12 protein-coding genes are annotated in these 14203 nt (G+C 38.3%); 6 read left to right on the top strand and 6 right to left on the bottom strand.

From position 1 onward, the window contains the following. Positions 1-21: 21 nt before the first annotated feature. Positions 22-2664: an alanine--tRNA ligase gene (alaS, locus tag VB694_RS05240; protein WP_323359256.1), complete on the bottom strand. Its 2643-nt coding sequence runs from the start codon at positions 2662-2664 to the stop codon at positions 22-24. 186 nt (positions 2665-2850) lie between these two features. Here alaS and VB694_RS05235 point away from each other — a divergent pair, with 186 nt between their 5' ends. Next, entirely contained in the window at positions 2851-3075 is a 225-nt protein-coding gene (locus VB694_RS05235) for a type II toxin-antitoxin system HicA family toxin (RefSeq protein ID WP_323359255.1), read from the top strand. Further along, complete coding sequence (locus tag VB694_RS05230) at positions 3072-3299, top strand: type II toxin-antitoxin system HicB family antitoxin (protein ID WP_168633284.1); 228 nt, start codon at positions 3072-3074, stop codon at positions 3297-3299. Before VB694_RS05235 ends, VB694_RS05230 begins: the two co-directional genes overlap by 4 nt. 35 nt (positions 3300-3334) lie before the next feature. On the opposite strand, the gene VB694_RS05225 is transcribed toward VB694_RS05230, so the two are convergent. Then, complete coding sequence (locus VB694_RS05225) at positions 3335-4549, bottom strand: hypothetical protein (RefSeq protein ID WP_323359254.1); 1215 nt, start codon at positions 4547-4549, stop codon at positions 3335-3337. Between the two features lies 1 nt (position 4550). Then, complete coding sequence (locus tag VB694_RS05220; protein ID WP_323359253.1) at positions 4551-4679, bottom strand: hypothetical protein; 129 nt, start codon at positions 4677-4679, stop codon at positions 4551-4553. 114 nt (positions 4680-4793) lie between these two features. Here VB694_RS05220 and VB694_RS05215 point away from each other — a divergent pair, with 114 nt between their 5' ends. Then, entirely contained in the window at positions 4794-5168 is a 375-nt protein-coding gene (locus VB694_RS05215) for a GIY-YIG nuclease family protein (RefSeq protein ID WP_323359252.1), read from the top strand. 7 nt (positions 5169-5175) lie between these two features. After that, positions 5176-5382, top strand: a complete 207-nt coding sequence (locus VB694_RS05210; RefSeq protein ID WP_323359251.1) for a hypothetical protein — start codon at positions 5176-5178, stop codon at positions 5380-5382. A 90-nt stretch (positions 5383-5472) separates the two neighbouring features. Here the strand turns inward: VB694_RS05210 and VB694_RS05205 are convergent, their stop codons facing one another. Beyond that, positions 5473-6141: an ATP-dependent Zn protease gene (locus VB694_RS05205; protein ID WP_323359250.1), complete on the bottom strand. Its 669-nt coding sequence runs from the start codon at positions 6139-6141 to the stop codon at positions 5473-5475. A gap of 459 nt (positions 6142-6600) precedes the next feature. On the opposite strand from VB694_RS05205, the gene VB694_RS05200 reads away from it, so the two are divergent. Continuing rightward, the gene (locus tag VB694_RS05200; RefSeq protein WP_323359249.1) at positions 6601-7971 is read left to right on the top strand and encodes a cytochrome 450; all 1371 of its coding nucleotides are present in this window, start codon (positions 6601-6603) and stop codon (positions 7969-7971) included. Positions 7972-7995: 24 nt separating this feature from the next. Further along, positions 7996-9642, top strand: coding sequence for a lipoxygenase family protein (locus VB694_RS05195; RefSeq protein ID WP_323359248.1), 1647 nt, complete (start codon positions 7996-7998; stop codon positions 9640-9642). A gap of 308 nt (positions 9643-9950) precedes the next feature. On the opposite strand, the gene cbiE is transcribed toward VB694_RS05195, so the two are convergent. Beyond that, on the bottom strand, positions 9951-11159 hold the full coding sequence (gene cbiE, locus VB694_RS05190; RefSeq protein WP_323359247.1) for a precorrin-6y C5,15-methyltransferase (decarboxylating) subunit CbiE: 1209 nt from the start codon (positions 11157-11159) through the stop codon (positions 9951-9953). A 146-nt stretch (positions 11160-11305) separates the two neighbouring features. Further along, positions 11306-14176 (bottom strand): glycerol-3-phosphate acyltransferase, encoded by a 2871-nt coding sequence (locus tag VB694_RS05185; protein WP_323359246.1) that lies wholly within the window; start codon positions 14174-14176, stop codon positions 11306-11308. Positions 14177-14203 lie beyond the last annotated feature (27 nt).

Below are 14203 nucleotides of genomic sequence, written 5' to 3'. Positions count from 1 at the left end.
TTGGGACTGCCCCATTAACTGCTATTTTAGAGATGCTTGTAATTCACTTTTCGCGGTTTCTAATGCTTCTGGTAGTTTACTTGCATCCCTTCCCCCAGCTTGTGCGAGATTGGGTTTTCCACCACCACCACCACCACAAATCTTAGCTACATTACCAACAAATTTCCCAGCTTGTACACCTTTCTTATTCACTTCAGAACTAAAAGCAGCAACGATACTTACCTTTCCCTCTTCAGGAATAGAACCTAAAACCACCGCACCATTACCGATTTTTTGCAGTAATCTTTCCGCAGCAGATTTTAATGATTCTGCGTCAACATCTTCCATTTGGGCGACAATAATTTGATGTTCTCCTACTGTTTCCGCAGTTTGTAATAAACTGTCAGATTTAACTATTGCTAACTGTGATTTTAGGGTTTGAATTTCTTTTTCGTTGTTGCGGAGTTCGGTTTGTAAAGTTGTGATTCTGTCGGGTATTTCTTCGGGTTTGACTTTAAAGCGATCGCTCAAATCTTTAACCACTTTATCACGCACATTCAAATAATCCAATACCGCAGCACCAGACACCGCTTCTATTCTTCTGACACCAGAAGAAACTCCCGCTTCGGAAATTATTTTGAAAACGCCAATTTCCGCAGTATTATTAACATGAGTTCCCCCGCATAATTCCATCGAAACCCCAGGGAAATCAATCACGCGCACTTCATCACCGTATTTTTCTCCAAACATCGCAACCGCACCTCTAGCTTTCGCTTCTGCTAAAGGTAATACTTCAATTTTTGCAGAATGCGCTTCAGAAATCCAACTATTTACTAATTCTTCAATTTGGATAACTTCTTCAGTTGTTAAAGCGCGAGGACAGTTAAAATCAAACCGCAATCTATCAAAAGAAACTAAAGAACCCGCTTGAGAAATTCCCTCATCAACAACTTTCTTTAAAGCAGCTTGTAATAAATGAGTTGCTGTATGATTAGTTTGAGAACGACGACGACAACCCCGATCTATTTGTGCGGTAATTTCATCACCAATTCTAATTGTTCCCCGTTCAATGCGTCCAAAATGAATAAAGAAATCAGATTCTTTTTTCACATCTTCAATTCTGACTAAAACACCATCACCAGAAATATATCCTTTATCACCAATTTGTCCCCCAGATTCAGCATAAAAAGGAGTTTTATTTAAAACAATTTGCACTTCTGTTCCTGCTTCTGCTGCTTCTTCAGAAACACCAGCAACTAATAAAACTTCTATTTTTGCAGTTGTTGTTAATTGGGTATAACCAATGAATTGTGTAGAGTGAATATGTTCTGCAAGTTTATCTAAAGAACCTTGTACAGTTAAATCAATGGTTTCGTGTGCAGCTTTTGCACGTTCTACTTGTTTTTGCATTTCTGCATTGAAACCATCAACATCAACAGTAATATTATTTTCTTCAGCAACTTCTTGGGTCAATTCTAATGGGAAACCATAGGTATCATAGAGAGTAAAAGCACTTTCACCACTAATAGAAGTTTGTCCTTGGTGTTTTACCTCTTGGATAATTTCAGCTAACAGCTTTTCTCCTCTATCGAGAGTTTTCAAGAAGTTACTTTCTTCCCGTTGCAATTCGGCTTTAATTGCAGCTTCTCTTTGTCGTAAATTTGGGTAAATTGATTCCGAAAGAGAAATTGCGGTTTCTGCAACTTGGTTAATAAATTCCCCGGAAATTCCGATTAATCTGCCATGTCTAACAACGCGACGAATCAAACGCCGTAAAACGTAACCTCTACCCACATTAGAAGCGCGAATTTCATCAGCAATCATGTGAACCACAGAACGGACATGATCACCAATTACTTTTAAAGAAACTTTTGTATTTTCATCACTTTCGTAATAATCAATTTTGGCAATTTTTGCCGCAGTTTCAATAATCGGGAAAATCAAATCTGTTTCATAATTATTCGGCTTCTTTTGCAGGATTTGCGCCATTCTTTCCAAACCCATTCCCGTGTCAATATTCTTATTTTGTAACGGGGTTAAATTACCGGACGCATCCCGATTGTATTGCATAAATACCAAGTTATAAAACTCGATAAATCGGGTATCATCTTCTAAATCAATATTATCTTCACCGCGTTCTGGGTGGAAATCATAATAAATTTCCGAACAAGGACCACAAGGACCAGTAGCGCCAGAAACCCAGAAATTATCATCTGCACCCATGCGTTTGATGCGTTTTTCCGTTACACCAATGGTATCGCGCCAGATGGTAAAAGCTTCATCGTCGTCTTCAAACACACTGACAACGAGATTCTGGGGGGAGAAACCAAAGACTTGAGTGGATAATTCCCAACCCCAAGCGATCGCTTGTGGTTTAAAATAATCACCAAAGCTAAAATTCCCCAACATCTCAAAAAATGTATGATGGCGTTGAGTCCGTCCCACATTTTCGATATCATTGGTACGGATACACTTTTGCGAAGTCGTAGCGCGTTTAAATTCTGGTGTCCGTTGTCCCAGAAATATCGGCTTAAATGGTAACATCCCCGCTATAGTTAGCAGTACGGTGGGATCTTCCGGTACGAGGGAAGCACTGGGAAGCGGTTGGTGTCCCCGTTGGGTGTAGAAGTCAAGGAATAAAGCGCGAATATCGTTACCGCTAAGAAACTGAGGAATTGAAGACATGAGTGTTTAAGAAATCAAATTTAATTAATTTAGGAAAATCTGCACAAAGCATCATTACTATTTATAACTTATGGGAGGAAATATGAAATATAGTTAGCTTTCAGTATCTTTCGTCAGAGTTTCCCATTGCTGATTGGTATCAAATTAACATTAACTCATATACCTTAATAATATTTCTGTTGAAAAATGCCGAAAAAAATCAGAGAATTAAAAAGTTTACTCAAAAAAGCCGGCTTTATTTACCGTTCAGCAAAAGGAAGTCATACCCGTTGGTATCATCCTTTATTACCAGAAGATCCTATTACCATATCTGGCAAAGATGGAGATGATGCTAAACTATATATAGAAAAAGAAGTTAACGAAAAATTAGCTAAATTAAAATCAATTCAAGAGGAGGAATCAGAAGAATGAATTTACCTTATACTATCATTATTCAATGGAGTAGTGAAGATAAATGTTATTTAGTTCATTTACCTGAATTTCCTACTCAAAAATATCATACTCATGGTGATACTTATGAAGAAGCTGTTAAAAATGCTCAAGAAGTGATAGAAATGTTAATTGCTGAATATCAAGAATATGGAAAGCCTTTACCTTTAGCTAAATCTTTAGAACAATTGATTAATGTGGCTTAATTGATTTATAATCAGGTGATTAATAGTGTACTATATTATCTCAAATTAATTAACTGAATTAAACTCGTAAAAGTTGGTGATATTTTCTGTAAAGATAGAGTGATCGAAGTCGAATTTTCAACAAACTCGTGAACCTTTTCTCTAGAGATAGAGTTATCAAGATCAAATTTTAGAGCATTAGTAGAAATAGCTACATTTATTCGCAGTTTGCCTCTATTTTCTTCATATTTCCCATCATAAAGTGATTTAATCTCCTCAGCAAGAAAATTTGATTGATTAGATTTTAGATCCATGTAAAAAATGATTATCCCTGATTCTAGTATTATCTGTGTTGATATAAATGGTGTAATTTTTCTTATATTATGACCAGCCATATATTCGATTTCTCTAAATGGTCGCGCTAACTCATCAAGGAAAACTGGCTGAGATTCTGTTTTTTCAAGGCTATAGATACGAACTGCAATTGATAGGCCATTACCATAAACAATTGTTCCCCATGAAGCAAGACATGAAGTAATTAATCGCCATATATTGTCTTGTACTTTATAATAATTTGCACCTGTATCAGCATTTAAGACAGCAGGACTATATATTTTTTTAAGCAAATTACTAGCATCTGACCAAATACGTTGATCTGAGTATTGATTATATTGCTTTTGCCCTGCTATTTTTAAAAATGTCTCTACTCCTTCAGACCACTCATCTTTGATATCTAAATCATCTACTTTATCCAGAACTAACTGAATCAAAGATTGAAACTGTTTAATTTGTTTCCTTGTCCGAGGAGCTTTTGCATAATTTTCTCCCCAAGTAGAGATAAAATCAACCGTTTGTTCAGAAATAAGAGGATTTTCTTCAGAAAGACTAACCATCAAAAAGGAGTCTAGTGCAGGACTTAATACTGCAAAAATAGGTAATTCCCAATTTTTAACACAAGAAATAAGACCAATAATACTAATCCTTAATGGACTATCAGAATTTATATGATGTCTAGATAATATTGCAGCGATAAATAACCAAATTACATCATTATTGACTTCTTTTATATCTGTTTTAAGAAGTTCACGTCCCAAAACGCCCACACCTATTTCTACAATTTGCTGTGATCCTAGTACAAGCAAGGTAGCAAAATCTCTAACAGTTGCATCTACTTTTTTAAAGTTAACAGATATTTTGGCAACTTCTTCTCTCGCTCCGTCGCTATCGTCGGAGTCTAAAAATTGCTGTACTTTAGTGAGAGTAGTTGTCATTCTATGATAATCCCTCTTCATCAGTAACAGGTTTGTCTTCTGCCCAAGAACAGGTGTAGCCTCCTTTCTTTGTTATATCATCTCCTTGAGCTTGTACTGCTCCACGATATGGTGCTTGGGAACTGGACATATCAAACCCTAAAACCTGGTTAATTTACTGTCCCAAATTTTACCACAAATATATATATGACAATTTTTCCGATAATTTGTGGGATAATTCATGTGAATAAACTTTCTTGTTTTCATGTCCGCAAAAGAATCTGATCTAAAAATCCAGGCTAAAGTTATATTAGATGCGATCGCTTTCACTCCCTTTGAGCAATGTCAATCCTTAAACCGCAAGTTTGATAACATTCCTGCTGTTCCGGGAATTTACGCAATTAGACACAAGACAGACGGATTACTTTACATTGGTAAAACAAAAAATCTGCGTAGTCGCTTCAGTGGTGGTCATAAAGCTTTTTTATGGGCATGGCTTGATAAGTATGGTGATGAAGATGTGCGTATTGCAGTACAAGCAATTTCCTACTGGGAAAATCCTGGGTTATTATTAGAATTAGAAGCCATTATTTTGAGAGCTACTGAACCTCCTTATAACGTTCAAATACCAAGCGAGTAATAAAATTATGCAAGTAGAAATATTAGAAAAACTTTCTCCTGCTGATGCAGCTATCATTTTAGAACGTTTACCAGAAAGAATTAGAACAGCTTTAATTAACCATGCAAAAGAAATTGAATATCCTATTGAAGCTGTTTTAGAAATGGCGATCGCTAGTTTTTTGGATACAGAAGCTTTAGGTTTTGCAGACTGTAAACCAGGGAGAGGACAATAAAAATTATTATGTCTAAGATCCCCGACTTCTATCATAAATTTATAAGTTATTAACATGATATTAAAAGAAGTCGGGGATCTTCTCACTCTATTATGCAATCATTTTTTTACACTCTTTAACATCTACCCCCTTTCTCATCGCATCTACTAAACTTTGATATTTATCCCAATTTTCCTGAATCAAATTTTTAGCTTGCAGTAAATGAAATCTCTGTTTCTGCTCAAAAACCTTCTCTTCAAAACCTAAAGCTGCTAAGAATTGATTTAATTTAGCTTTATCATCACCACCACCTTCAGCAGACTTAAAAACTAACATTTCCGCCGCAATTCCCGCCATCCAAATATTACAATAACGGTCGGTCATGGAAACAGTAATCTTGCCTTTTTCCAACTGTTTGGCAATTTCGCTATCTTCCAAAATTACCCCACCTTGCCCTGGTTGTCCTAGTTTCCAAGCTTCCCACGCGCTGAGAGTATAACCAGTAACAGGAATTCCTAACAAGTGAGCAACTAAAAAATGTCCTGCTTCATGGTGTATAATCCGTTCTTTATATTCTGGAGAAAACCGCGCTAACCAATCTAAAACTATTGTTCCTCCCTTTCCTTGAAAACTGAAATTATCTACAGTGGCGATACCTAGAAATCCCATAATAGTTAAAGCTGGGATAGTTGGGGAAAGATTAATTAATGGTCCCAACAAAGTGGAAAGTGTCATTAAGAAAATGGAGATAGCAATGAGATTAATAGCGGTTTGACTCATGGGATTTTTTTAAGAAGTTGTTTATTTTTTTTTGATTCAAATTTTATGATAATCAAATTATACCACATTTTCTCAATAAAATTATAAAAATAAAAACAGGTATTTTAAAATTTAACCGAGTTTAATTATTGAAGTTTTATCTAATTCAATTACAACAATAGACAAACGATAGAACAGAATCAATTATCAAAATATAGATAGTTTAAAGGAATATGTTTTAGTTTACTAAGACCAAATTAAAGGAGAAAATTAGCGACGAGATGATCAAGGAAATTGGTTAACAGAAGTTTTGGGTAAAGATAATAAATTGCGTTTAAATTCAGTTAATTTAACTGTGACAATGGCAGATATTTATGAAAATGTCATAGCGGAATTAAAAATTAAAAATTAAAAAAGAGCGATAAAAACTCAATTTTAGGCTAAATTCGGTTATGTTTAAGAAAAAAAGAGGCTAATTAAATGCAGCCAACTACCACCCCAGAAATAGATTTGCAGCCATCACTATTGGATAAAGCCCTCAATCACTTTCAGGCTTGGGCAATAGAGAATCATCAAAACCTAGTCAGCCGTACTTTTCTACCCATAATCAGTTTGGTGGAGGGAATAATTGCTAACAACCCAGCTTACCTTGATGCTAAACGGCAAGGATTGGGGTTAACTTTTTGTTGTGCGGGGCAAATAGTTTTAGGAGACTTTAAAAGCCTAGAAACTGCTCTGACTTCACCTCAAGCTCGTGATTGGAGATTAGGAACTTCTATACTCAGTTCTAGTCATGGACCAGGAGTTGATAAAGGAGGTCGTAATGTTTTTTTAATTACGCTCTCAGATGCAGATGCCGGAGGGGGAAATCATGATTTTTTCCGTCAGTGCGTTGATGATTATTTCTTCAATGAAGGGATGTTTATTCGTCAACATGATCAAGTGGCACAAAGGTTAGTGAATCAGTTAGCCACCGATTATGTAGATAGGATTAACAATAACGCTTTGGAAGAATTTTTCAAAAACGATCAACGGGATTGGAAAGGCTTTTTAGTTAGATATCTTCACTATATTATTTTGGGAATTAATCCTGATGATCAAGAAACAATCAGTATCCTGACAAATTTGCATTACACCAAAAAAGGAACATTCTATTATTTAGCAGGTAGCAGTATTTTAGAGAAGTTAAATATATGGGGATTTAGTCAAATTCCTGAACTGGTAGAGCAAGTAGCCACGATTTATGAAAATTCTCCAGTCCTGGCTAATTTCCAAGAGAATGACCCCAAATATAACAAAATGACGCGCCGTGAGCTTGCAAAACTGATGGTGTCTTTGATGAGTATTGCGGGATTGCAAGGTCCACTTCATTTAGGGAGAACAGCAATGGGTTATCAATCCCTTCCTGCTTACAAAGGTCGTCAAACCAGTGCAATTGATGTTAAGAGCTATTGGGATAAGCTCGATCTCGATAATCGCCCTAGCATCCAGCTTTTTTTATTAGAATGCGCTCGTCTTTTTTTGCCTGTCAGTGCTTCTCACCGAGTGGCTACAGAACCATTTACGGTAACAGTAGCTGGCAAAACCAGAACTTTTCCCACCGGCACTAAAATTTTGATTCCTATGCTTTTGGGAATGCTGAATGAGGATTTTTGGGGAGCGACCACCTATGAATTTAATGCCCAACGGGAGAATCTTTGCCCTTTTCACATGGGTTTTAATTCCGTTGGCGATCGCCATGCTGGACGCATTTGTCCGGGAAAAGACTTAGCTCTAGAGATGTTAACTGATGTTATTATTACCGTTGGGAAAGCTCGCCGCGCTTACCTGAGCCAAGTTGTTAATGCCTAAGTCACAGTCTATATAGGAAATATCATGAAGCCGTTTCTACCTCAAAACGATCCAAACCCACCAAAACGCCAAGCTTCCCTACAGAAAGGACGCAAAGAGTATGAATTTAGGTATGATTTTTTGCCTCCTCTGGCAATGTTGAAAAATGTACCTTCCGCAGAGAATTTTTCTACCAAATATATTGCTGAACGGACATTACAAGCAGCAGAACTTCCTTTAAATATGATGGCTGTGAAAACCCATGCTCTTTGGGACCCTTTAGATGAATTGCAAGACTATGAAGACTTTTTTCCAGTTTTGCGTAAACCTGATGTGATGAAAACTTATGAAACTGATGATTCCTTTGCTGAACAAAGACTCTGCGGAGTGAATCCTTTAGTTTTGCGCCAAATTAAGCAGATGCCAGCTAACTTTGCATTTACTATCGAAGAATTGCAAACTAAATTTGGTAATTCTATCAACTTAATAGAAAAGCTGGCTACCGGAAATTTATATGTAGCTGATTATAGACCATTAGCATTTGTTCAAGGAGGCACTTATGCCAAAGGTAAAAAGTATTTACCAGCACCTCTAGCATTTTTTTGTTGGCGTAGTTCTGGTTTTAATGATCGTGGTCAACTCGTACCTATAGCCATCCAAATCAATCCAAATTCAGGGAAAGCAAGCCCACTAATTACACCTTTTGATAACCCTTTAGTCTGGTTTTATGCTAAGTCCTGTGTGCAGATTGCTGATGGTAATGATCATGAAATGAAAAGCCATTTATGCTGGACTCACTTTGTAATGGAACCCTTTGCTGTTGTTACTCCTCGTCAACTAGCTGAAAATCATCCTCTGAGAATATTACTAAAACCCCATTTCCGGTTTATGTTGGCTAACAATGATTTGGCTCGTCAACGTCTGGTTAGTAGGGGCGGTGCTGTTGATGAATTGTTAGCTGGAACTCTGCAAGAGTCGCTGCAAATTGTTGTCGATGCTTATAAAGATTGGAGTTTAGATCAATTTGCTCTACCAACAGAAATAAAGAATCGCGGTATGGATGATGTGGAAAGATTACCACACTATCCCTATCGGGACGATGGGATGTTATTGTGGAATGCGATTAACAAGTTTGTGTTTAACTATTTGGAGCTTTATTATAAGACTCCCGAAGACTTGAAAAAAGATGTGGAACTGCAAGCTTGGGCGCGGGAATTAGTTGCTCAAGATGGTGGAAGAGTCAAGGGTATGAGCGATCGCATTGATACCTTAGAACAATTAGTGAAGATTGTTACTACTATCATCTACATTTGTGGACCCCAACATTCTGCTGTTAATTTCCCCCAATATGAATATATGGGTTTTGTTCCTAATATGCCTTTGGCCGCTTATCAACCAATTATAGAAAATGGCATGATTAAGGAACGCAAAGCCCTAATAGATTTTCTACCACCGGCGAAGCCAACAAGTACCCAATTGTCAACTTTATTCATCCTCTCAGACTATCGTTATGACAGACTGGGATATTATGAAGAGGAGGAATTTAAAGATCCAAATGCTGACAATGTTGTTAATCAATTCCAACAAGAATTGAATATAGTGCAAAGAAAAATTGAGTTGAACAATAAGGGACGTTTAGTAAATTACGAATATCTGCAACCCAGACTTGTTCTCAACAGCATCAGCATTTAAAAAACCTAAGTTTCATACTTCTCACTGTGTAGAATTTGATCTCGTTTGATCTCGTTCCTAGCCTCTGGCTAGGAATGCTATCCTTGAGGCTCTGCCTCACATAAGTAGGTAGGCGTTGAAAATTGTCGTTATGGCAAGGCAAGAGACTTTCAGAGATTTTACATTTTGTTACATACCTTGGTTTTTTCGAGCTGACTTACTTCAGGAATAAGGCAGAGCCTTCAATATTCATTCCCATGCTCTGCATGGGAATGAGACAATTTTTGTTCCCAGTGAGCGATAAATCTCTCACTTTTCATACGTTGTTCTCATAATTTTACCGCTACCCACTGCGTGACTTGAGACATTCCTTTCCAACCTAAAAATTTACCAATTGGTTCTGCACGTTGAATCGAAATCCTAGTGAAATTTCCCCCCACTTTTTCATACCATTCAAATAACGTTTTTTCCCCTGCCAACGTCACAACATTAGCCACCATTCTTCCCCCAGGAAGCAAAGCATTCCAACATATATCAAATAATCCTGTTGTAGTGACACCACCACCGATAAATATAGCGTCAGGTGTGGGTAAGTCTTGGATAATTTCTGGCGCTTTACCGGCGATAATTTGTAAGTTTGGTGTACCTAAAGCGGCAGCATTATCAGCTATATAATTTAGTCTATTAGCATTTTGTTCAATTGCGATCGCTCGACATCTAATATTACTTCGCATCCATTCTATAGAAATAGAACCACAACCCGCACCAATATCCCAAAGTAGCTCCCCCGGTAAAGGTGCTAAAGTTGATAATGTCACTGCTCTTACTTCCCGTTTTGTTAATTGTCCATCATGGTGAAAAGCATTGTCAGGTAAACCGGGAAATCTTGATAAACCAACTATTCCCACATCTGCAATACATTCTACTGCAATAGTATTTAAATCAGCAATTTCTGTTTCCTGCCAACTATCTGCAACACCTGTTAAAGTCCGTTCTTGAATACCTCCCATTCTTTCTAAAACGGTTATTTTACTATCACCATAACTGCGTTTTGTCAAGATTTCAGCGACTATTTTGGGTGTATTTTTTCCTTCACTTAAAATTAATAATTTCGCACCGGGATCAATGTAAGATTGTAGTAAGGAAACCGGACGACCGCATAAACTCAAAGTTTCTACTTCTATGAAATTCCAACCTAACCGAGAACAAGCTAAACTAAAAGCTGAGGATGCAGGAATAATAGTAATTTCCGAAATGGGAATATGTTTAATAATAGTTGTACCGACACCATAACACATTGGATCGCCACTAGCTAAAATGCAAATTGACTCACCGCGACGATTGATAATTTCTTGAATAGAATTATTAAAAGGAGATTTCCAAGTAATTTTTTCCCTAATATCTTCTGGGGGTAACATTGCTAAATGACGTTCACCACCAATAATGATTTTAGCTTGGTTCAGAACAGAAACAGCTATTTTACTTAATCCCTCAATTCCATCTTCACCGATACCAATTATTGATAACCATTTTTTCATAATTCGTAATTATTAAAGGGAATAGGGAATAGGGAATAGGGAGATGGGGAGATGGGGAGATGGGGAGATGGGGAGATGGGGAGATGGGGAGGTAAACAACCCAATCCCTAATCCCCAGTCCCCAATCCCCAGTCCCCAGTCACCTCTTAAGCGACAAATTCCTCCATTTCCACAATGCCCTTAGAGCCATCAATGCGGACTTGTTGACCATCTTGTAGGAGATAGGTCGCTCCACGTACATCCATAACTGCGGGAATGCCATACTCACGAGCGACAATAGCCCCATGAGAAAGTTTACCACCTGCTTCGGCTATGACTCCGCCGGCTCTGACTAAGATGGTAGCCCAACCGGAATCGGTATAAGGTACAACCAGAATTGTCTGCTTATTAATTTCGCCTACTTCTTGTAGATTTCGCACCACTTTAACTTGTCCTGAGACTTGTCCTTGACTGGCGGGAATACCTAGTAGGATATGGTCAGAGGTATCAATGGGTGCGGTGATGGGATGGGGGGGATTATTGCCATAAACTAGAGGAGGAATTTGAGTAATTTGGCCATCTGCGATCAATTGCGATCGCCGATTTTGCAATAATTGAGCAAGTTTACTTCTCAATTCTGGATCAGCATCTGCGGCTAAACGTCGCACTTCACCCAATCTTAAAAAGAAGATATCCCCAGTTTGCTGTAATAAACCAGTCTTTAGCCAAATCTTTTCTAAAGCTAAAAATGTCCAGCGTAATTCGGCTAATAAGCGGGAATAAATCTCTGTTACTCGTCCTTTGAGATCCACGCGACTTTGGACAAAACCTTGCTGACGTTTTTTAGAGTCATCCGTATTTTTCGGTTCATTTCCTTGGATCAACTGGATAAACAATTGTTGAACGAGTTGAGGTTGTTCTTTCCATCTGGGTACGGAAATATCAGTTCCTACTTCACTTAAATAACCGTAATCTTCCATGATTTCGGCAAAATCATCCAAAATTCTTTGACCTTCTGGAGTTTCTGACAACTGCTCAAATATTCTCTCAGGGTCTGGTTCTGGTAATATTTCTTTAGCATCTGTGGCTAAAAGTTGGAGCGATCGCAAGGATGAAACTTCTGGAGTAATACTATAATCAATTTGCTCTTCTTTCACCCCAGAAACCGCTTGACGGATAGCAGCACTCAATGGAGATAAAATGCTGTAGTAAGTACCTTGGTTGAGTAAATCGAGAATTAAATCAACTCTGGTTAACAACTCCGGTGCTGATAATTCTTCAATCAGTTCATTTGCTAATTTTGTCAAACCCGGAATAAACCGCCGCCGATAATCTTGTTTAAATTCCTTTTCTAAGCTGATTTCCCGCTGTAATAATTTCGTTAGTCCTGGTAAATTTTCCCAAGTCGAAGCTAGAGGGGGTTTACTCATTTTTGCGCCTCTAGTTAAAAAATCCAAACTTTCTGGCGGTAAACCCATTTCTATAAAGACTTCCCCTAAAAAGGAAGCATTAAAATAGGCTCTAGAGTAGTGCAGCGTTGCCATTTTGGTAAAGTCTAACTCACGGGTTTTTTCGCCTAAAACTATGGTAAACAGTTCGCCCCACATCCCACAGGTTAAAGGTAAATTAATCGACCAAGTTAAGGGATGAATGACACCAGGAATGACTTCAGCGGCGATTTTCCTGGTCCAAATAGGTAATAAAGTGGTAATTGGTCGGGTTTGCAACACCCAGAGAGTTTGTCCATCGTAACTCCACTCTACGTCTTGGGGAACGCCATGATAACGGTATTCTAGTCGTCGGGCTAGGTATGCTACTTGTTTAATTAATGGTTGGGGAATTTTCCCTTCTCCCTCAAATTGAATGCTAGATAACTTTTCTTCACCAACCACAAACACCCGATATTGTTCTGGTGTAACTTTTCCCGAAACCACCTGTGATGGACTTCCCGATACAGCTTCAATGATTACCGCATCACCTTGTTGGGAAATAGGATCACGGCTAAAGGCGACACCAGAAAATACACTCTGTACCTGGGCTTGAATTAATACTGCCATCGCTGCATCCTTAGCACCGAGATCGCGGCGATATTGAACAGCACCAGGACAATTATAGGAGGCTTGGACTTGAGCGATCGCTATTTCTAATTCTTGTTTACTGGTGACATTCAAAATTGTTTCATATTGTCCAGCCGCAGAAGCTTGTTCTGAGTCTTCCCCAATCGCCGAAGAACGGACTACCAAGGGTGAAAGTGATGATGGTTGGAGAAAATCAATTAACAGGGCTGGATCATCATAAGGCGCTAGAATCCATCCTTTTGGCACTGGATAACCCCAACGTTTAACTTGGGATAAGGTAGCTGCCTTAGCTCCAAATACCTCTGGTTCTAGTTCATCATCTAAAGTGATAATCGCTGGCTCACCACTGCTTAAATATTCCATCATCGGTTGCGTTTGCGCGTCAGCTTCTGCTGCCGGCAGATCCATATCATCGGGGATTTGCGTATAAATCCATCCTAGTAAACCTGCTAACGCAAATGCAGCGACAATTCTGGGAAAATCATTAAAATGCAGAATCGCCACCAAGACGGGAAATAAGATCAAAACCCCGAATTTAATTGTCCGTCTGGAACGCAGAACAATAAAACCGATGGCGGCTATTAAACTGACAAATGCTGCAATCAGGGGATCGTGGAACAAAAATCCCCAAACTACGTTTGTCGTTCCTGCACCTCTACCAAAAGTATACCTGCCTGTCACCAGGGAAATTAACGCAATTAATTCCCAAAATGAACCTTCTGGAAAGAAAAAACGGGCGATGGATACCGCTGCAATTCCTTTCAAAGCTTCTGACATCACTGCCAGAATACCCACCAGTTTACCACCGTGATAGAAGGCGGCGGAGACGCTAATATTTCCTGTCCCGATTTGTGATAACCGCTGACGCTTGATAGCGTAGGTGATCCAACTAATTAGCGGCATTGCCCCTAAGAGTGGACAGGTAATTAAAATAACTAATAAACCCCAAAGCTGAAACATTTATTGTTTATTATGAATTTTAGATTT

The sequence above is a fragment of the Anabaena sp. UHCC 0451 genome (assembly GCF_034931405.1).
Classification (GTDB): Bacteria; Cyanobacteriota; Cyanobacteriia; order Cyanobacteriales; family Nostocaceae; genus RDYJ01.
The sequence above is the reverse complement of the archived record's forward strand: the minus strand, read 5'-3'. Positions and strand labels throughout refer to the sequence as shown.

Bases quoted from the DNA above. Each gene is read 5' to 3' on its own strand.
- alaS (WP_323359256.1), bottom strand. From the start codon at position 2,664: ATGTCTTCAATTCCTCAGTTTCTTAGCGGTAACGATATTCGCGCTTTA.
- VB694_RS05235 (WP_323359255.1), top strand. From the start codon at position 2,851: ATGCCGAAAAAAATCAGAGAATTAAAAAGTTTACTCAAAAAAGCCGGC.
- VB694_RS05230 (WP_168633284.1), top strand. From the start codon at position 3,072: ATGAATTTACCTTATACTATCATTATTCAATGGAGTAGTGAAGATAAA.
- VB694_RS05225 (WP_323359254.1), bottom strand. From the start codon at position 4,549: ATGACAACTACTCTCACTAAAGTACAGCAATTTTTAGACTCCGACGAT.
- VB694_RS05220 (WP_323359253.1), bottom strand. From the start codon at position 4,679: ATGTCCAGTTCCCAAGCACCATATCGTGGAGCAGTACAAGCTCAAGGA.
- VB694_RS05215 (WP_323359252.1), top strand. From the start codon at position 4,794: ATGTCCGCAAAAGAATCTGATCTAAAAATCCAGGCTAAAGTTATATTA.
- VB694_RS05210 (WP_323359251.1), top strand. From the start codon at position 5,176: ATGCAAGTAGAAATATTAGAAAAACTTTCTCCTGCTGATGCAGCTATC.
- VB694_RS05205 (WP_323359250.1), bottom strand. From the start codon at position 6,141: ATGAGTCAAACCGCTATTAATCTCATTGCTATCTCCATTTTCTTAATG.
- VB694_RS05200 (WP_323359249.1), top strand. From the start codon at position 6,601: ATGCAGCCAACTACCACCCCAGAAATAGATTTGCAGCCATCACTATTG.
- VB694_RS05195 (WP_323359248.1), top strand. From the start codon at position 7,996: ATGAAGCCGTTTCTACCTCAAAACGATCCAAACCCACCAAAACGCCAA.
- cbiE (WP_323359247.1), bottom strand. From the start codon at position 11,159: ATGAAAAAATGGTTATCAATAATTGGTATCGGTGAAGATGGAATTGAG.
- VB694_RS05185 (WP_323359246.1), bottom strand. From the start codon at position 14,176: ATGTTTCAGCTTTGGGGTTTATTAGTTATTTTAATTACCTGTCCACTC.